Origin of the sequence: Azonexus sp. (assembly GCF_041909095.1) — a bacterium.
Lineage (GTDB): Bacteria > Pseudomonadota > Gammaproteobacteria > Burkholderiales > Rhodocyclaceae > Azonexus.
This window is the reverse complement of sequence record NZ_JAYREB010000001.1, coordinates 1,356,702-1,373,450: the sequence shown is the minus strand read 5'-3', so window position 1 is coordinate 1,373,450 and position 16,749 is coordinate 1,356,702. Positions and strand designations below refer to the sequence as shown.

The 16,749-nt window shown below is 63.0% G+C and carries 22 protein-coding genes and 4 tRNA genes; 9 read left to right on the top strand and 17 right to left on the bottom strand.

The annotated features are described in order from the left end of the window. Nucleotides 1-16: 16 nt before the first annotated feature. The 13 genes from rplL to ilvD form a co-directional block, all read right to left on the bottom strand. On the bottom strand, nt 17-388 hold the full coding sequence (gene rplL, locus ACE3OV_RS06550) for a 50S ribosomal protein L7/L12 (protein WP_374326163.1): 372 nt from the start codon (nt 386-388) through the stop codon (nt 17-19). 38 nt (nt 389-426) lie between these two features. After that, nucleotides 427-924, bottom strand: a complete 498-nt coding sequence (gene rplJ / locus ACE3OV_RS06545; RefSeq protein WP_374326162.1) for a 50S ribosomal protein L10 — start codon at nt 922-924, stop codon at nt 427-429. Nucleotides 925-1,149: 225 nt separating this feature from the next. After that, on the bottom strand, nt 1,150-1,845 hold the full coding sequence (gene rplA, locus ACE3OV_RS06540) for a 50S ribosomal protein L1 (protein WP_374326161.1): 696 nt from the start codon (nt 1,843-1,845) through the stop codon (nt 1,150-1,152). Between the two features lie 2 nt (nt 1,846-1,847). Further along, complete coding sequence (rplK, locus tag ACE3OV_RS06535) at nt 1,848-2,279, bottom strand: 50S ribosomal protein L11 (protein WP_301276452.1); 432 nt, start codon at nt 2,277-2,279, stop codon at nt 1,848-1,850. A 103-nt stretch (nt 2,280-2,382) separates the two neighbouring features. Further along, nucleotides 2,383-2,916, bottom strand: a complete 534-nt coding sequence (gene nusG, locus ACE3OV_RS06530) for a transcription termination/antitermination protein NusG (protein ID WP_374326160.1) — start codon at nt 2,914-2,916, stop codon at nt 2,383-2,385. After that, nucleotides 2,913-3,266 carry a preprotein translocase subunit SecE gene (gene secE, locus ACE3OV_RS06525; protein WP_374326159.1) on the bottom strand — a complete coding sequence of 118 codons (354 nt, stop codon included), beginning with the start codon at nt 3,264-3,266 and terminating at the stop codon, nt 2,913-2,915. Before secE ends, nusG begins: the two co-directional genes overlap by 4 nt. Before the next feature lie 24 nt (nt 3,267-3,290). Continuing rightward, a tRNA-Trp gene (locus ACE3OV_RS06520) sits at nt 3,291-3,366 on the bottom strand. 60 nt (nt 3,367-3,426) lie between these two features. Continuing rightward, nucleotides 3,427-4,617, bottom strand: a complete 1,191-nt coding sequence (gene tuf / locus ACE3OV_RS06515) for an elongation factor Tu (RefSeq protein WP_374326158.1) — start codon at nt 4,615-4,617, stop codon at nt 3,427-3,429. A 53-nt stretch (nt 4,618-4,670) separates the two neighbouring features. Further along, a tRNA-Thr gene (locus ACE3OV_RS06510) sits at nt 4,671-4,745 on the bottom strand. A gap of 30 nt (nt 4,746-4,775) precedes the next feature. Next, nucleotides 4,776-4,849, bottom strand: a tRNA-Gly gene (locus ACE3OV_RS06505). A 40-nt stretch (nt 4,850-4,889) separates the two neighbouring features. Further along, nucleotides 4,890-4,974: transfer RNA gene (locus tag ACE3OV_RS06500), tRNA-Tyr, on the bottom strand. A gap of 116 nt (nt 4,975-5,090) precedes the next feature. Further along, complete coding sequence (locus tag ACE3OV_RS06495) at nt 5,091-5,399, bottom strand: c-type cytochrome (protein WP_374326157.1); 309 nt, start codon at nt 5,397-5,399, stop codon at nt 5,091-5,093. Nucleotides 5,400-5,583: 184 nt separating this feature from the next. Beyond that, nucleotides 5,584-7,440, bottom strand: a complete 1,857-nt coding sequence (gene ilvD, locus ACE3OV_RS06490; protein WP_374326156.1) for a dihydroxy-acid dehydratase — start codon at nt 7,438-7,440, stop codon at nt 5,584-5,586. Between the two features lie 88 nt (nt 7,441-7,528). Between ilvD and lgt the strand changes: the two genes are divergently transcribed. From lgt to ACE3OV_RS06475, 3 genes are read left to right on the top strand one after another with little or no spacing between them, the layout of a single operon-like run. Then, a complete protein-coding gene (gene lgt / locus ACE3OV_RS06485) occupies nt 7,529-8,320 on the top strand; it encodes a prolipoprotein diacylglyceryl transferase (RefSeq protein ID WP_374326155.1) in 792 nt (263 codons plus the stop codon). 41 nt (nt 8,321-8,361) lie between these two features. After that, nucleotides 8,362-8,835: a VOC family protein gene (locus ACE3OV_RS06480; RefSeq protein ID WP_374326154.1), complete on the top strand. Its 474-nt coding sequence runs from the start codon at nt 8,362-8,364 to the stop codon at nt 8,833-8,835. A 22-nt stretch (nt 8,836-8,857) separates the two neighbouring features. Further along, entirely contained in the window at nt 8,858-9,619 is a 762-nt protein-coding gene (locus ACE3OV_RS06475; protein WP_374326153.1) for a hypothetical protein, read from the top strand. Nucleotides 9,620-9,673: 54 nt separating this feature from the next. Here the strand turns inward: ACE3OV_RS06475 and htpX are convergent, their stop codons facing one another. Beyond that, nucleotides 9,674-10,552, bottom strand: a complete 879-nt coding sequence (htpX, locus tag ACE3OV_RS06470) for a protease HtpX (protein ID WP_374326152.1) — start codon at nt 10,550-10,552, stop codon at nt 9,674-9,676. Nucleotides 10,553-10,654: 102 nt separating this feature from the next. Between htpX and ACE3OV_RS06465 the strand changes: the two genes are divergently transcribed. The 6 genes from ACE3OV_RS06465 to lipA are packed head-to-tail and all read left to right on the top strand — an operon-like array spanning nt 10,655 to nt 15,441. Further along, complete coding sequence (locus ACE3OV_RS06465; RefSeq protein WP_374326151.1) at nt 10,655-11,557, top strand: LysR family transcriptional regulator; 903 nt, start codon at nt 10,655-10,657, stop codon at nt 11,555-11,557. A 31-nt stretch (nt 11,558-11,588) separates the two neighbouring features. Beyond that, on the top strand, nt 11,589-12,725 hold the full coding sequence (locus ACE3OV_RS06460) for a D-alanyl-D-alanine carboxypeptidase family protein (RefSeq protein ID WP_374326150.1): 1,137 nt from the start codon (nt 11,589-11,591) through the stop codon (nt 12,723-12,725). Between the two features lie 4 nt (nt 12,726-12,729). Continuing rightward, nucleotides 12,730-13,605 (top strand): D-amino acid aminotransferase, encoded by an 876-nt coding sequence (locus tag ACE3OV_RS06455; protein ID WP_374326149.1) that lies wholly within the window; start codon nt 12,730-12,732, stop codon nt 13,603-13,605. Nucleotide 13,606: 1 nt separating this feature from the next. Next, nucleotides 13,607-13,876: a YbeD family protein gene (locus ACE3OV_RS06450; RefSeq protein WP_374326148.1), complete on the top strand. Its 270-nt coding sequence runs from the start codon at nt 13,607-13,609 to the stop codon at nt 13,874-13,876. Between the two features lie 7 nt (nt 13,877-13,883). Then, nucleotides 13,884-14,495 (top strand): lipoyl(octanoyl) transferase LipB, encoded by a 612-nt coding sequence (gene lipB / locus ACE3OV_RS06445; RefSeq protein ID WP_374326242.1) that lies wholly within the window; start codon nt 13,884-13,886, stop codon nt 14,493-14,495. Next, on the top strand, nt 14,488-15,441 hold the full coding sequence (gene lipA, locus ACE3OV_RS06440) for a lipoyl synthase (protein ID WP_374326147.1): 954 nt from the start codon (nt 14,488-14,490) through the stop codon (nt 15,439-15,441). Before lipB ends, lipA begins: the two co-directional genes overlap by 8 nt. Before the next feature lies 1 nt (nt 15,442). Here lipA and ACE3OV_RS06435 read toward each other — a convergent pair whose 3' ends face one another. The 3 genes from ACE3OV_RS06435 to ACE3OV_RS06425 all read right to left on the bottom strand — a co-directional run bounded on the left by ACE3OV_RS06435 (nt 15,443) and on the right by ACE3OV_RS06425 (nt 16,744). Further along, entirely contained in the window at nt 15,443-15,967 is a 525-nt protein-coding gene (locus tag ACE3OV_RS06435) for a YMGG-like glycine zipper-containing protein (protein WP_374326146.1), read from the bottom strand. A 13-nt stretch (nt 15,968-15,980) separates the two neighbouring features. Continuing rightward, nucleotides 15,981-16,328 (bottom strand): hypothetical protein, encoded by a 348-nt coding sequence (locus ACE3OV_RS06430; RefSeq protein WP_374326145.1) that lies wholly within the window; start codon nt 16,326-16,328, stop codon nt 15,981-15,983. Nucleotides 16,329-16,414: 86 nt separating this feature from the next. After that, on the bottom strand, nt 16,415-16,744 hold the full coding sequence (locus ACE3OV_RS06425; protein ID WP_374326144.1) for a hypothetical protein: 330 nt from the start codon (nt 16,742-16,744) through the stop codon (nt 16,415-16,417). Nucleotides 16,745-16,749 lie beyond the last annotated feature (5 nt).

The following is a 16,749-nucleotide window of genomic DNA, read 5'->3' as shown; positions in this document are numbered from 1 at the left end:
GCAAGGCTGCAGTCGATTACTTGATTTCGACCTTGGCGCCAGCGTCTTCCAGTTGCTTCTTGAGCGCTTCGGCGTCGGCCTTGGCAATGCCTTCCTTGACCGGCTTCGGCGCACCGTCGACCAGGTCCTTGGCTTCCTTCAGGCCCAGGCCGGTAACGGCACGGACGACCTTGATCACTTCGACCTTCTTCTCGCCGGCACCAGTCAGGATGACGGTGAATTCGGTCTGCTCTTCGACAGCAGCAGCGGCACCGGCGGCCGGGCCGGCAACGGCGACGGCAGCGGCGGAAACGCCGAACTTCTCTTCGAACGCCTTGACCAGGTCATTCAGTTCCATAACGGTCAGGGAGCCAACGGCTTCCAGGATGTCTTCTTTGCTAATTGCCATTTCAATAAACTCCTAATTCAGTTCGTATGCGGTAAGTTTCAAGCGGCGGCTTCTTCGCGCTGCTTGGCCAGGGCGTCGAGCGCGCGGACAAAGCCGGCGACCGGAGCCTGCATGACGTACAGCAGCTTGGAGAGCAGCTCTTCGCGGCTCGGGACGGAGGCGAGTGCCTGCACGCCGGCCTTGTCGAGCACCTTGCCGGCATAGGAACCGGCCTTGAGCACCAACTTGTCGTTAGTCTTGGCGAAGTCGTTGAGGACCTTCGCAGCAGCCACCGGGTCGGCGGAGACGCTGTAAATCAGCGGCCCGACCATGTGCTCGGCCAGGCCGGCAAACTCGGTGCCTTCCACGGCGCGACGCACCAGGGTGTTCTTCAGCACGCGCAGGTAAACACCAGACTCGCGAGCCTTACGGCGCAGCACGGTGAGGTCACCGACCTCGATGCCACGATATTCGGCGATCGCAATCGTCTGGGCGTTGGCTACCTGTGCCGACACCTCAGCCACGACGGCTTTTTTGTCATTCAGATTGAGACCCACAGGTCTTTCCTCCTTTCAAGTCATAACACGGCGGAGAAATTCCGCCGCACCTACGGCGACCTGAACCAGAAGCCTACCGATCGCGGACAATCGGCAAAAATCCGTTTCGGGAACACCGTCTGCGCAGGATGCTTTCGCGATTAAGCCTCCGGAACGGAGGCACCTGCGGTCTTTGACGATTCGCAGCCAGCGCCCGAAAGCACCGGCTGCGACCCAAAGTACTGCTTAGCCGACCAGGGTGGCCTGGTCGACGCGAACCCCGGGACCCATGGTGGCGGAAACGGCAACCTTCTTCAGGTACTGGCCCTTGGCGCTAGCCGGCTTGGCCTTGTTCAGCGCATCAATCAGCGCCTTCAGGTTGGTTTCCAGGTTTTCCACGGAGAACGAGGCACGACCGATCGTCGCATGCACGATACCAGCCTTGTCGGTACGGTACTGGACCTGACCGGCCTTGGCGTTCTTGACGGCGGTGGTGACATCCATGGTCACCGTGCCCACCTTCGGGTTCGGCATCAGGCCGCGCGGGCCGAGAATCTGGCCGAGCTGGCCGACGATGCGCATGGCGTCCGGGGTGGCGATGACGATGTCGAAATTCAGGTTGCCACCCTTGACTTCGGCGGCCAGATCGTCGAAACCGACGATATCGGCGCCAGCGGCCTTGGCGGCTTCGGCCTTCTCGCCCTGGGCGAAGACGGCAACCCGAACGGTCTTGCCGGTACCTGCCGGCAGAACGACGGAGCCGCGCACGACCTGGTCGGACTTGCGTGCGTCAACACCGAGGTTGACGGCGACGTCGATCGACTCGTCAAACTTGGCGGTGGCGGTTTCCTTGGCGAGGCCCAGGGCTTCCTGCAGCGGATAGAGCTTCTGCGGAACGACCTTGCTGGCCAGGGCTTTCTGCTTCTTCGTGAGCTTGGCCATGATTACAGACCCTCCACGGTAATGCCCATCGAACGGGCGGAGCCGGCGATGGTACGGACGGCGGCTTCCATGTCGGCGGCCGTCAGGTCAGGCATCTTGGTCTTGGCGATTTCCTCGCACTGGGCGCGGGTGATCTTGCCGACCTTGTCGGTATGCGGCTTGGCGGAACCAGACTTGATGCCGGCAGCCTTCTTGATCAGGATGGTCGCCGGCGGGGTCTTCATCACGAAGGTGAAGGACTTGTCCGCATAGGCAGTGATGACAACCGGAATCGGCAGGCCCGGCTCGACGCCTTGCGTCTGAGCGTTGAACGCCTTGCAGAATTCCATGATGTTCAGACCGCGCTGACCCAGCGCGGGACCGATCGGGGGCGACGGATTCGCCTTGCCGGCCGGGACTTGCAGCTTGATGAAGCCAACAATTTTCTTGGCCATGATTGCTCCTAGAAGTTGAGTGGTAGCGCGCTTTCATCACCGAGGCGATTAATGACGCTCCTCTTGCCGGCGTTGAGGCCTCCGGCACGCCTTGAAACCAGAATCAGGACTTTTCGACCTGACCGAACTCGAGCTCGACCGGCGTCGCCCGACCAAAGATGGTCACCGAAACGCGCAGGCGGTTCTTTTCGTAATTGACATCCTCGACCGAACCGTGGAAATCGGTGAACGGGCCTTCCTTGACACGAACCACTTCACCCACTTCAAACAGCACCTTGGGACGGGGCTTCTCGACCCCTTCCTGCATCTGCTGCATGATCTTGTCGACTTCCTTCTGGGAAATCGGCGCCGGACGATTGGCCGTGCCACCGACGAAGCCGGTAACCTTGGGCGTGTTCTTCACCAGGTGCCAGGACTCGTCGTCCATTTCCATTTCGACCAGCACATAGCCCGGGAAGAACTTGCGCTCGGAAATGGACTTTTGGCCGCCCTTCATTTCGACGACCTCTTCCACCGGCACCAGGATCTGGCCGAACTTCTCCTGCATCCCGAGACGATTGATGCGCTCCTGAATGGCGCGCATCACGCTTTTCTCGAAACCGGAGTAGGCATGTACGACGTACCAGCGTTTGCTCATGATTTCTTCCAGCCGAGAACGAGGTCATACAGCACCCATTCCAGGCTCTTGTCGGTGAGATAAAGGAAGAGCGCCATGACGACAACGAAGGCAAACACCATCGCCGTGGTCTGCATCGTTTCCTTGCGCGTGGGCCAGACGACCTTGCGCGCCTCAACCACGGATTCGTTGGCGAAAGCAAAGAAGCGCTGCCCCTGGGCAGTCTTCCAGGCGACCGCTGCCGCCACTGCCACACCGGCAAGAACCGCCAGGACGCGCAAAATCATTGCCTGCCCGGAAAGCAGGTAGAAGCCAGCCACGCCGGCCGCCAGTAACACCAGCGCCAGCGAGAACTTGATCTTGTCAGCCATGACGTTCGCGATCTTTAAAGAGAGTGGCAGGGGCGGAGGGAATCGAACCCCCGACCTACGGTTTTGGAAACCGTTGCTCTACCAATTGAGCTACACCCCTGCTGCAGAAACATCAAAGCGCCTCGGTCTCCCGAAGCGCCTTGTTCATAAGAACAATCGATTACTCGATGATCTTGGAGACGACACCGGCGCCGACGGTACGACCGCCTTCGCGGATGGCGAAGCGCAGACCTTCTTCCATGGCGATCGGGGCGATCAGCTTGACCGTCATCGCCACGTTGTCGCCCGGCATGACCATTTCCGTGCCTTCCGGCAGCGAGATCGCGCCGGTCACGTCGGTCGTGCGGAAGTAGAACTGCGGACGGTAGTTGTTGAAGAACGGGGTGTGACGACCGCCTTCGTCCTTCGACAGAACATACACTTCGCCCGTGAAGTGGGTGTGCGGGGTGATCGAGCCCGGCTTGCACAGAACCTGACCACGCTCGACGTCTTCACGCTTGGTGCCACGCAGCAGGGCGCCAATGTTGTCGCCAGCCTGACCTTGGTCGAGCAGCTTGCGGAACATTTCGACACCGGTACAGGTGGTCTTGACCGTCGGACGGATACCGACGATTTCGATTTCTTCACCAACCTTGACGATGCCGCGTTCGACGCGACCGGTGACGACCGTACCGCGACCCGAGATCGAGAACACGTCTTCAACCGGCATCAGGAACGGCTGGTCAACAGCGCGCTCCGGCGTCGGGATGTAGGAGTCCAGCGCATCAGCCAGGCGGAAGATCGACGGCTCGCCGATTTCGGACTGGTCGCCTTCGAGCGCCTTGAGCGCCGAACCGTGGATGATCGGGGTGTCATCGCCCGGGAAGTCGTACTTCGACAGCAGCTCGCGCAGTTCCATTTCGACCAGCTCGAGCAGTTCGGCGTCGTCGACCATGTCGCACTTGTTCATGAACACCAGAACGTACGGCACGCCAACCTGACGGGCCAGCAGGATGTGCTCGCGGGTCTGCGGCATCGGGCCGTCAGCGGCGGAACAGACCAGGATCGCGCCGTCCATCTGGGCGGCACCGGTGATCATGTTCTTGACGTAGTCAGCGTGGCCCGGGCAGTCAACGTGGGCGTAGTGACGGTTCGCGGTTTCGTATTCGACGTGCGCGGTGTTGATCGTGATACCACGGGCCTTTTCTTCCGGCGCCGCGTCGATTTCGTCATACTTCTTCGCCGCGCCGCCGAACTTGGCGGACAGCACCGTCGTGATCGCAGCGGTCAGCGTGGTCTTGCCGTGGTCAACGTGACCAATCGTGCCAACGTTGACGTGCGGCTTGGTACGCTCGAATTTTTCCTTAGCCATTCCAGTTCCTCAATAATCAAATTAGCAAACAGTCCAGAATCAAAGCTAATCGGTGGTGCCCATGGGCAGGATCGAACTGCCGACCTCTCCCTTACCAAGGGAGTGCTCTACCACTGAGCCACATGGGCCTACCTTAAAACTCCAGCCGTACCGCGTCGTGGAGCGGGTGAAGGGAATCGAACCCTCGTCTTAAGCTTGGAAGGCTTCAGCTCTACCATTGAGCTACACCCGCTTAACCCCTACCCGCAGCACTAACCGCTACAGCATCACTCTGGTGGAGGGGGAAGGATTCGAACCTTCGAAGGCAGAGCCGACAGATTTACAGTCTGTTCCCGTTGACCGCTTGGGTACCCCTCCGGGAGAAGCCGGGATTATCCAGACCACCCGCAACCCTGTCAACAGCCTGAACAAAAAATTGACAACAAAAAGCCGGCTGACGCCGGCTTTTTCAAAACGCGGGCAAGGCCCTCAGATCACTTGAGCGACAGAACCCAGGTCACCAGCTTCTTGGCTTCGTCTTCGGTAACCTTGTTCGGCGGCATCGGCACCGCACCCCAATTGCCCTTGCCACCGGCGATCACCTTGGCAGCCAAGGTCGCCACCGCACCCTTGTCGGCCTTGTACTTGGCAGCCACGTCCTTGTAGGAAGGACCAACCAGCTTCTTGTCAACGGCATGGCAGGCCATGCAACCCTTGGCCTTGGCCAGTGCTTCGTCGGCGTTCGCCTGACCGGCCATCACGACACCGGCGGCAACCATCATGGCAATGTAAGCAGCTTTCATACTCTCGCTCCGTTTTGGTAAGGTTGATACTTTTGACAGCTTGGCTTTATTTCATGAACGGATGATATAGCCCTTCACCGCCAATCGCAATTCACAGTTACAACATTTCACATTTTGCCGGCGTGCTGATTTTGCCCGTCTGACGATTCCATTAACGGACGAAACAGCTCAAGGTTGACTCGCATCACTTGCGCCGCTGAATCTGCGTCACATCGCGCACCGCACCCTTGTCCGCCGAGGTCGCCATCAACGCGTAGGCCTGCAGGGCTGGCGACACCACGCGCTGCCGAGCAAGCGGTTGCCACGCCGCCGCGCCGCGCGCCTCCATCGCCGTCCGCCGAGCCGCCAGTTCTTCATCGGCGAGCGCGAGATGGATACGCCGCCCCGGGATGTCGATCTCGATCACGTCGCCCTCTTCGACCAGGCCGATGGCACCGCCATCGGCAGCCTCAGGCGAGGCATGACCAATCGACAGGCCCGAGGTACCGCCGGAGAAACGGCCGTCGGTGAGCAATGCACATTCCTTGCCCAAGCCCATCGACTTCAGGTACGAGGTCGGATAAAGCATTTCTTGCATGCCCGGGCCGCCCTTCGGCCCTTCGTAGCGGATCACGACGACGTCGCCGGCAACGACTTTCCCGCCCAGGATCGCTTCCACCGCCGCATCCTGGCTTTCGAAAACACGCGCCCGACCGCTGAATTTCCAGATCGACTCATCGACGCCGGCCGTCTTGACGATGCAGCCATCGACCGCGATGTTGCCGTAGAGCACGGCCAGACCGCCATCCTGCGAGTAGGCGTTGGCCTGGTTGCGGATGCAGCCGTTGGTGCGGTCGAGATCGAGCTCGGGATAGCGGCGATCCTGGGAGAACGCGGTCTGCGTCGGCACGCCACCCGGTGCCGCCTTGAAGAACTCGAGCACGTCAGGTGCCGCGCTGTGCGTGACATCGTAGGTATGGATCGCCTCGCCCAGCGTCTTCATGTGCACGGTCGACACCTCCGTATGGATCAGACCGGCGCGCGCCAACTCGGCAAGGATACCCATGATGCCGCCGGCGCGATGCACGTCCTCGATGTGGTATTTCTGCGTCGCCGGCGCCACCTTGGCCAGGCACGGCGTCCGGCGCGAGATGCGGTCGATGTCGGCCATCGTGAAATCGACTTCAGCCTCGCGCGCGGTGGCCAGCAGGTGGAGCACGGTATTGGTCGAGCCACCCATCGCGACGTCGAGCGTGATGGCGTTCTCGAAGGCCGCCTTGCTGGCGATCGCGCGCGGCAGCACCGAAGCGTCTTCCTGCTCGTAGTAACGGCGGCAGAGTTCGACGGCGAGACGGCCGGCGCGCAGGAACAGTTGCTTGCGGTCGGCGTGCGTGGCGACGACGGTCCCGTTGCCGGGCAAGCTCAGACCGAGAGCCTCGGTCAGGCAGTTCATCGAGTTGGCGGTGAACATCCCTGAGCACGAGCCGCAGGTCGGGCAGGCGGAGCGCTCGAAGCTTTCGACTTCGGCGTCGGAGACGGTCTTGTCGCCGGCCTTGATCATCGCGTCGATGAGGTCGACCTTGATCGTCTGGTCTTTCCAGCTGACCTTGCCGGCCTCCATCGGCCCGCCGGAAACGAAGACGACCGGGATGTTGAGGCGCATCGCCGCCATCAACATGCCCGGGGTGATCTTGTCGCAGTTCGAGATGCAGACCATCGCGTCGGCGCAATGGGCATTGACCATGTATTCGACCGAATCGGCGATCAGGTCGCGCGACGGCAGCGAGTAAAGCATGCCGCCATGACCCATGGCGATGCCGTCGTCGATGGCGATGGTGTTGAATTCCTTGGCAATCCCACCGGCCGCCTCGATCTCGCGGGCGACCAGCTGACCCATGTCCTTGAGGTGAACATGGCCGGGAACAAACTGGGTGAAGCTGTTGACGACGGCGATGATCGGCTTGCCGAAGTCGCCATCCTTCATGCCGGTCGCGCGCCACAGGGCGCGGGCGCCGGCCATGTTGCGGCCATGGGTGGAAGTGCGGGAACGGTACTGGGGCATGCTCACTCTCCGTGTGTATCTGGCGCCGGCACGTAGCTGTCACGGTCGCGATCTATAATCGGCCAATTCTAGCCGAATCGATTCGACCATGCTGCTCCATCCTCAGTTCGATCCCGTTGCCATTTCACTGGGCCCGCTCGCCATCCGCTGGTACGGCCTGATGTACCTGCTGGCCTTCCTCCAGTTCATCGCCCTCGGTCGCCTGCGCATCCGCCAGAAGCTGGCGCCGGTCAGCGCCGAACAGCTCGACGACCTGCTCTTCTACGGCGTGCTCGGCGTCGTGCTCGGCGGTCGCCTGGGCCAGGTGCTGTTCTACGAACCCGGCTACTACCTGAGCAACCCGTTCGAGATCCTCGCCGTCTGGAAGGGTGGCATGAGTTTCCACGGCGGCTTCCTCGGCGTCTTGCTGGCAATGACGCTGTGGGCAAAGAAAAACCGTCTGCGCTGGCTGACCGTGACCGACTTCATCGCGCCGCTGGTGCCGCTCGGCCTGGCCGCCGGGCGCGTCGGCAACTTCATCAACGGCGAGCTGTGGGGCCGGCTGGCCGACCCGGCACTGCCCTGGGCGATGGTCTTTCCGCAATCAGGCAGTCTCGAGCCGCGCCACCCGTCGCAGCTTTACCACGTCGGCCTCGAGGGGCTGACCTTGTTCGCCATCCTCTGGCTATGGACCGCGAAGCCCCGACCGACCGGCGCCGCCTCGGGCGTCTTCCTGATCGGTTACGGCAGCTTCCGCTTCATCACCGAGTTCTTCCGCGAGCCCGACCACGGCATCTTCGGCCAATCGTACACGGTCAGCATGGGGCAGTGGCTGTCGCTGCCGATGATCCTTGCCGGCGTCACGCTACTGGTCTTGGCCTACCGCCGGAAATCCCTATAATTATGGATTACTCAACCCACAGCCCGACAGGGAGATAACGCATGACTCGTCCGTTCAAGGTTCTCGGCATCCAGCAAATCGCCATCGGCGGCCCGTCCAAGGAAAAACTCAAGACTCTGTGGGTCGACAGGCTCGGCCTCGAAGTCACCGGCACCTTCATGTCGGAGCGCGAGAACGTCGACGAGGACATCTGTGCGATGGGCAAAGGGCCGTTCAAGGTCGAGGTCGACCTGATGCAGCCGCTCGATCCGGAAAAGAAACCGGCCGTGCACACGACGCCGCTGAACCACGTTGGCCTTTGGATCGACGACCTGCCGAAGGCCGTCGAATGGCTGTCCGCCAACGGCGTGCGCTTCGCTCCCGGCGGCATCCGCAAGGGCGCTGCCGGCTTCGACATCTGCTTCCTGCATCCGAAAGGCAACGAGGAATTCCCGATCGGCGGCGAAGGCGTGCTCGTCGAACTGGTGCAGGCACCGCCCGAAGTGGTCGACGCTTTCGCTAAACTGGCGGGGTAATCACCACACAGGAGCGAGGACGATGGCCCAATTTCCCGACGACGATATCGAGAAAACCCGTTCCGCCCTCGCTCCGACGATGGATGCCATGGCGTCCATCCTGCCCTGGGTCGGCAAGACCCAGCCGGCGCGCTACCCACCTGAACTCAACAAGCGCTGGCAAACCGCCTGCCGGAACCTGGCCGATGGCTGGTCAAAGCACGGCCGCAGCGCCCCTGAAACGATTCGCCCCCGGGTCTTCGCGCTGCTCGCCGTGGCCATCGAAACCGGCGAAGCCGACTGCCTGCGCTTCGGCGAAACCCTGGCCAGCGTTGCCGACCACCTCGAACACAAAGCGCCGGGCAACCGTCTGAGCGCCGCCCTGAGCGCGGCCACCGAAGCCCTGCTCGACGAGGGCGGCCTGGAAAACCCACATTTCGGCGAGCGTCTGCGTCATTTCACCGGCCGTCTGGAAACGGCCTTGCGCCCGTCGAGCAAACCTGGCGAACGCTCCGACGTACTCGACCGCCTCTTCGTGCAGGACGCCGAGGAGCGCGTCGCCCGCATGCACGAGGCACTGGAAGTGCTGCCGATCGACGTTTACGCGATCGAACTGGAAGCCAGCGAGCTGATCCAGCACGCCGAACAGATCGAAATGTGGGGGATTTACCACCTGACCCGGCAGGTACTCAATTTCACGCTACAACTTGGCGACGCCAGCGAAGCGGTGCAGGACCAGGCCGCCCGGGACATCGAACAGCAATTGCTGCTGATCGAGGAGGCGCTACGCAGCGTCGAATATTGACCACCCCGCCAGCCACAAAAAAGGGAGACCGCGGTCTCCCTTTTTGCTACCCGGTCAGCGGCCGCCGAGGGCGGCGATGCGTTCCTCGAGCGGCGGATGGGTGGAAAAAAGCGCCATGAATCCGCCCTTGCCGCCAGCGATACCGGACGCCGCCATGTTCTGCGGCAGGGGTTCGGTATGCAGGTTACCGAGGCGACGCAGCGCGTTCTGCATCGGTACTGGCGAGCCCATCAGCCCGGCGGCACCGGCGTCGGCACGGAACTCGCGCTGCCGCGAAAACCAGGCGACGACGATGCTGGCAAGAATGCCGAAGACGATCTCGCAGATCATGCTGGTGACCATGTAACCGATCCCCGGGCCGCTGCTCTCCGAGTCGTTGCGGCGCAGGAAGGAATCGACCAGATAGCCGACGACACGCGAAATGAAGATGACGAAGGTGTTGACGACGCCCTGGATCAGCGTCAGCGTCACCATGTCGCCGTTGGCGATGTGCGCCACTTCGTGCGCCAGCACCGCCTCGACTTCATCACGGGTCATGCTCTGCAACAGGCCGGTGGACACCGCGACCAGCGAACTGCTCTTGCTGGCGCCGGTAGCGAAAGCGTTCGGTTCGCCATCGTAGATCGCCACTTCCGGCATCGGCAGGTTGGCGCGCTTGGCCAGGCGGGCAACGGTATCGACCAGCCAGACTTCGGTGGACGACGACGGGTGCTCGATGACGCGAGCGCCGGTACTCCACTTGGCCATCGGCTTGGACATCAGCAGTGAAATGAAGGAGCCGCCGAAGCCGATCACTGCGGCGAAAGCCAGCAGCATGCCGAGATCGAGACCGTTGGCGGTGAGGAAACGATTGACGCCGAGCAGACTGGTCACCACGCTGAGTACCAGCATGACCGCCAGGTTGGTCAGCAGGAAAAGTACGACGCGTTTCATGTTGAACTCCGGGTGTGATGAAAACGGCGCCATGTTAACACGCGTTGGAATAACGAAAAAAACGTAGCAAAATTGAGGTCAACTTCGTTTTTTTCGAAAACCATGCTCAACTACAAACACCTCCACTACTTCTGGGTCGTCGCCAAGGAAGGCAGCATCACCCGTGCCGCCGAGCGCCTCGGCGTCGCCGTGCAGACGATCAGCGGCCAGCTCGGTCTGCTCGAACGCCAACTGGGCAAGGCCCTGTTCAACAACCAGGGACGCGGTCTGGTGCTGAGCGACGCCGGGCGCAAGGCACTGGCCTACGCCGACCAGATCTTCTTGCTCGGCGAGCAACTGGAGGAAGCCTTGCAGCACGATGGCGACGACGCCATCCTGCGCCTGCGCGTCGGCATCTCCGACGGCATCCCAAAACTGCTCGCCTACCGGCTGCTCAACCAGGTCAGCGCGATGCCGGGCGACGTGCGCCTGATCTGCGACGAGGGCGAATTCGAAAACCTGCTCGCCGAACTGGCGCTGCACCGCCTCGACGTCGTGCTCACCGACCGCCCCGCGCCGGTCGGCAGCAACCTGAAGGTGTTCAGCACCCACCTCGGCGAATTTCCCACCGCCCTCTTCGCCACCGCGCCACTCAGCGAGCGCTACGGCAGTGGTTTCCCGGACAGTCTGGCGCGCGCGCCGCTGCTGCTGCCGACGCGGCACAACGCGCTGCGTAACCGCATCGACCGCTGGCTCGAGGAAAACCAGGTGGCACCGCGCATCGTCGGCGAATTCGAGGACAGCGCCCTGCTCACCACCTTCGGCCGTGGCGGCTTCGGCATCTTCCCGGCGCCGCTCGCCCTCGCCGCGCAACTCGCCAGCGAATACGACGCCCGCCCGATCGGCGCACTGGACGGTGTCAGCGAACACATCTACGCCATTTCCAACGAACGGCGCATCCGCCACCCGGCGGTCGAGGTGTTGTGCCGTGCCGCCCCACAGCCTGCTGCAGCGGGCGAGTTATAATCCGCACTCCATTCCCCTCCCCCATCTCCCGATGCTTTTCCGCAAACTGGCCGCGCTGGCGGCCGTTCTCATTCTTTCCTTTCCGGCACTCGCGCAGGCGCAAGTCACGCCACCGCAACTCGCCGCCAAATCCTGGCTGCTGATCGAAATGGGCTCGGGGCAGACCCTCGCCGCCGAAAAGCCCAATCAGCGCCTGGAACCCGCGTCGCTGACCAAGTTGATGACCGCTTACCTGAGCTTCTCGGCACTGCGCCAGAAGACGCTGAACCTGCAGCAGAAGCTGCCGGTCTCCGAGAAGGCGTGGCGCATGGGCGGCTCCAAGATGTTCGTCAAGGTCGGGGACGCGGTCGCCGTCGACGATCTGATCAAGGGCATGATCGTCCAGTCCGGCAACGATGCCTGCATCGTCCTCGCCGAGGGGATTGCCGGCAGCGAGCAGGCCTTCGTCGACCAGATGAACCGTGAAGCCCGCCGCCTCGGCATGACCGCGACCAGCTTCCGCAACGCCACCGGCATGCCCGACCCGGCGCATTACACCACCGCCCACGACCTCGCCCGCCTGGCGGGCGCGCTGATCCGCGAATTTCCGGAAGAATACCGCCGCTATTACTCGATGAAGGAATTCAGCTACGGCGGCATTACCCAACCCAACCGCAACCGCCTGTTGTGGTCCGACCCCAGCGTGGACGGCGTCAAGACCGGCCACACCGACGCCGCCGGCTACTGCCTGATCTCGTCGGCGATGCGCAACCAGCGCCGCCTGCTGTCGGTGGTTCTGGGCACCGCTTCCGACGCCGAGCGCGCCAGCGAATCGCAGAAGCTGCTCAACTGGGGCTTCTTCGCCTACGACGCGGTGACGCTCTACAAGAAGGGCCAGGCGGTGTCGACGCAGCGCGTCTGGAAGGGCGAAGAGAACCAGGTCACGGCCGGCTTTGCCAACGATTTCATCGTCGCCGTACCGAAGGGATTGGCCAGCAAGCTGCAGGCACAACTGGTCAATCCGTCACGGCTGATGGCACCGGTCCAGCAGGGCCAGGCCGTGACCACGCTGAAACTGACCCTGGACGGCAAGCCCTACGGGGAATACCTCGTCCCGGCTCTTGAAAATATCCCGCTCGCCGGCATCTTCGGCAGAGCCTTCGATACCGTCAGACTCTGGTTCAACTGATGCCATGACCCCTTACGTCGCCGACCCCGTTTATCTCAACGGGCAGTTTCTGCCGCTGGCGCAAGCCGGCGTTTCGCCACTTGACCGTGGCTTTCTCTACGGCGACGGCGTTTATGAGGTGATTCCCGTCTATTCCCGCCGCCCGTTCCGGATCGCGGAGCATCTCGCACGATTGCAGGCGACACTGGCCGGCATCCACCTCGACAACCCGCTGCCGCTCGCCGAATGGCAGGGGATCGTCGAGCGCCTGGTCGAACACGCGCCCTGGGACGACCAGTCGATCTACCTGCAGGTCACCCGCGGCGCCGACGACAAGCGCGACCACGCCTTTCCACCGAAAAGCGTGCCGGCGACGGTGTTCGCCTTCGCTTCGCCGCTGGTCACGCCAAGCGCCGCTGTCCGCGCTGCCGGCGTCGCCGCGATCACCGTCGCCGATCAGCGCTGGGCGCGTTGCGACCTCAAGGTGATCTCGCTGCTGGCCAACGTGCTGGCCCGTCAGCAGGCGGTCGAACAGGGCTGCGCCGAAGCGCTGCTGATCCGCGACGGCTACGTCAAGGAAGGCGCCGCATCGAACGTCTTCGTGGTCAAGAATGGCCTGCTGCTGGCGCCGCCGAAGACGCAACTGATGCTGCCCGGCATCACCTACGACGTGATCCTCGAGCTGGCAGAGCAGCACCTGCAACCCCTGGAAGTGCGCGAAATCGCCGAAGCGGAACTTCGCGCCGCCGACGAGGTCTGGATGACCTCGTCGACCAAGGAAGTGCTGGCGATCACCACGCTCGACGGCGAACCCGTCGGCGATGGCAGACCCGGTCCGGTCGGCGAACGGATGTGGCAGTGGTATCAGGATTTCAAGAACACGATCATGCGCAAAGGCTGAGATGGCTTCGTACAAGGACACCCTCCTCGAATTTCCCTGCGCCTTCCCCCTGAAGATCATGGGCAAGGCGCACGACGAACTCGCCCAGGCGGTGCTGACCATCGTCACCCGGCACGCTCCCGATTTCGACGGCGCGACGATGGAAATGCGCGCCAGCTCTGGCGGCAACTACTTGAGCCTGACCTGTACCGTGGTCGCCACCTCGAAGCCGCAGCTCGACGCGCTGTACATGGAACTGACCGCCCACCCGCTGGTCAAGGTCGTGCTCTGACGTGAACATCGTCGTCAAACGCTTGGGGCGGGTCGATTACGCGCCGACCTTCCAGGCCATGCAGGATTTCACCGCGACGCGCACTGCCGAGACGCCGGACGAGCTATGGATCGTCGAACACCCGCCGGTCTATACCCTGGGCCAGGCCGGCAAGCCCGAACACATCCTGCGCGACGTCGGCATCCCGCTGGTCAAGATCGACCGCGGCGGCCAGGTCACCTACCACGGCCCCGGCCAGGTGGTGATCTACCTGCTGCTCGACCTGTCACGGCTGAAAATCAAGGTCCGTGAGTTGGTCAGCGCCATCGAACAGGCGGTGATCGACCTCCTCGCCACCCACGGCGTGACGGCGGAACGGCGCGACGGCGCGCCCGGCGTCTATGTCGGCCCGGCCAAAGTGGCGGCGCTCGGCCTGCGCATCCGCAACGGCTGCTCCTACCACGGCGTCTCGCTGAACGTGGACATGGACCTGTCACCGTTCGCCGCGATCAACCCCTGCGGCTATCCCGGCCTGCAGGTGATCCAGACCAAGGACCTGGGCATTCCGCTCACCGCTCACGAGGCGGGCGAGCAACTCTCGCAGCAACTGCTGCAGCAACTGGACAAACAACATGGCTGAAACGAAGCAAAAAGGCGTCAAGCAAAAGGGCGAACTGAAAACCGCGCGCATCCCGATCAAGATCGTCCCAGCCGCCGAACCGCTGCGCAAACCGGAGTGGATCCGCGTCAAGGCCGGCAACAGCGCCGGCCGCTTCGGCGAGATCAAGACCATGCTGCGCGAGAAGAAGCTGCACACCGTCTGCGAAGAAGCCACCTGCCCGAACATCGGCGAATGCTTCGGCCGCGGCACTGCCACCTTCATGATCCTCGGCGACATCTGCACGCGCCGCTGCCCTTTCTGCGACGTCGGTCACGGCCAGCCGCTGCCGCCCAATCCGGACGAACCGGGCGAACTCGCCGAATCGGTCGCCGCGCTGAAGCTGCGTTACGTCGTGATCACCAGCGTCGACCGTGATGACCTGCGTGACGGCGGCGCCCAGCACTTCGTCGATGTCATCAGCAACGTCCGCGAACTGTCACCGACGACCACCATTGAAACCCTGGTTCCCGACTTCCGCGGCCGCATGGACGTCGCGCTCGACGTCCTCGGCGGCGCCCTGCCCGATGTCCTCAATCACAACCTGGAAACCGTGCCGCGCCTCTACAAGCAGGCCCGCCCCGGCGCCGACTACCAGCACTCGCTGGAATTCCTCAAGCAGTTCAAGGCCCGCTACCCGAAGGTGTCGACCAAGTCCGGCCTGATGGTCGGCCTGGGCGAAACCGACGAGGAAATCCTCGACGTGATGCGCGACCTGCGCGCCCACGACGTCGAGATGCTGACCATCGGCCAGTACCTGGCGCCGTCCGGCCATCACCTGCCGGTGACGCGCTACGTCCATCCGGACGTGTTCAAGATGTACGAAGAAGAAGCAAAAAAAATGGGCTTCACCGGCGCCGCCTGCGCGCCGATGGTGCGTTCAAGCTACTGGGCCGATCAGCAGGCGCACAGCGCCGGCGTCGCCTGAGTCAACGCACGCCGGGCGGCGGTGCCGGCGGCTTGCCCGCCGGGGGCGCCGGAATCCCGGCATCCTCGGCGCGCTGCGCACGCCCCTGGCTGAAACTGCCCGACACCGGCACGCGGTGTCCCTTGGCGTACATGCACTGCACGTAGGCGTTGTCGTACTGGCGCTGGGTGCCAACCCGCGAAGCGCGACCATGCTCGGCGCCGGCAGCGGTTCCGCCGAGCAGGCCGACCCCGGCACCAACCCCGGCGCCTCGACTGTTACCGCCGATCGCCGCACCAGCCAGGGCACCAACCGCTGCCCCAACGGCAGCACTGGTCACCGCCGATTCGCGAGCAGCCTCGCCGGCATTGGTGCCGCCGATCTGGCGCATCGCATCGTCCTTGCACCAGGCCTCGTCGGCCCGAAAACTCTCGATGCTGCGGCCACTGCCCGGCAGGACCATGACGCTGGGACCGGTAGGCAATACCGTGCAGGCGCCAAGCGCCAACAGACAGGGAAGCAGGGAAAAACGGAATACGCTGGACATGGGATTCAGCCTTTCATTTAGCGGACCGCGGCAGCACCGGTAGCCAGTCTTCGGGACAGGAGCGCACATCGGGGTAATAGGCCCGGGCACTGCTGCAGTAATACCAGTAATCCTCGGTTGCCGGCGCTGGCGCCGCAAGCGGCTCGGCCTGCTCGATATAGACAGGTGGCGGCGGTGGCGTAACGACGACCGGCGGATAAGGCGGATAGTAAGGATGCCAGGGAAACGGGTCCCAGAATGGCCCCCAAAGCGGCACCCCGATGACCACGCCGACGCGGGTCCGGTGCCCATGCGCCAGCGCTTCCTGGCCGAACAGCATGAACAGGCCGCAACACAGCAAAAAGGCTCTGGCGTATTTCATGGAAACCCCCTGGCTAATGGCAAAAGCTTAAGTGCTCGCGCCCGGCGGGGCCAGAAAAAATTGCTACAGAATGTAATCGCCAGCGTTCAGGAAAGTTCCCGATCGATCAGATCGGCCCGCTTGCGGCGCAAGCCTTCCGGCATCTTCAGGGTGTGCCGGTCCCAGCCCTCGATCGCCAGCACCTGTTCCAGGCAGGCCTCCATGGTGGCGTGAGATTTCTCGGTTGCGTCGGCAATCGTGCGGTGCACGCTGCCGTCATTTTCCGGCTCCGTCGCGCAGCACATCTGGTAGCGGTGCAGTTCGCGCAAACTGCGCAACTGCGCCGCCACCTGGCCCGGACAGGCGCACATGTAGATGGTTGCCTCTTCGACAATCTGTTCCAGTTCCTGGTCGGAAAATCGCTTCGGCAAACCCATCTCAG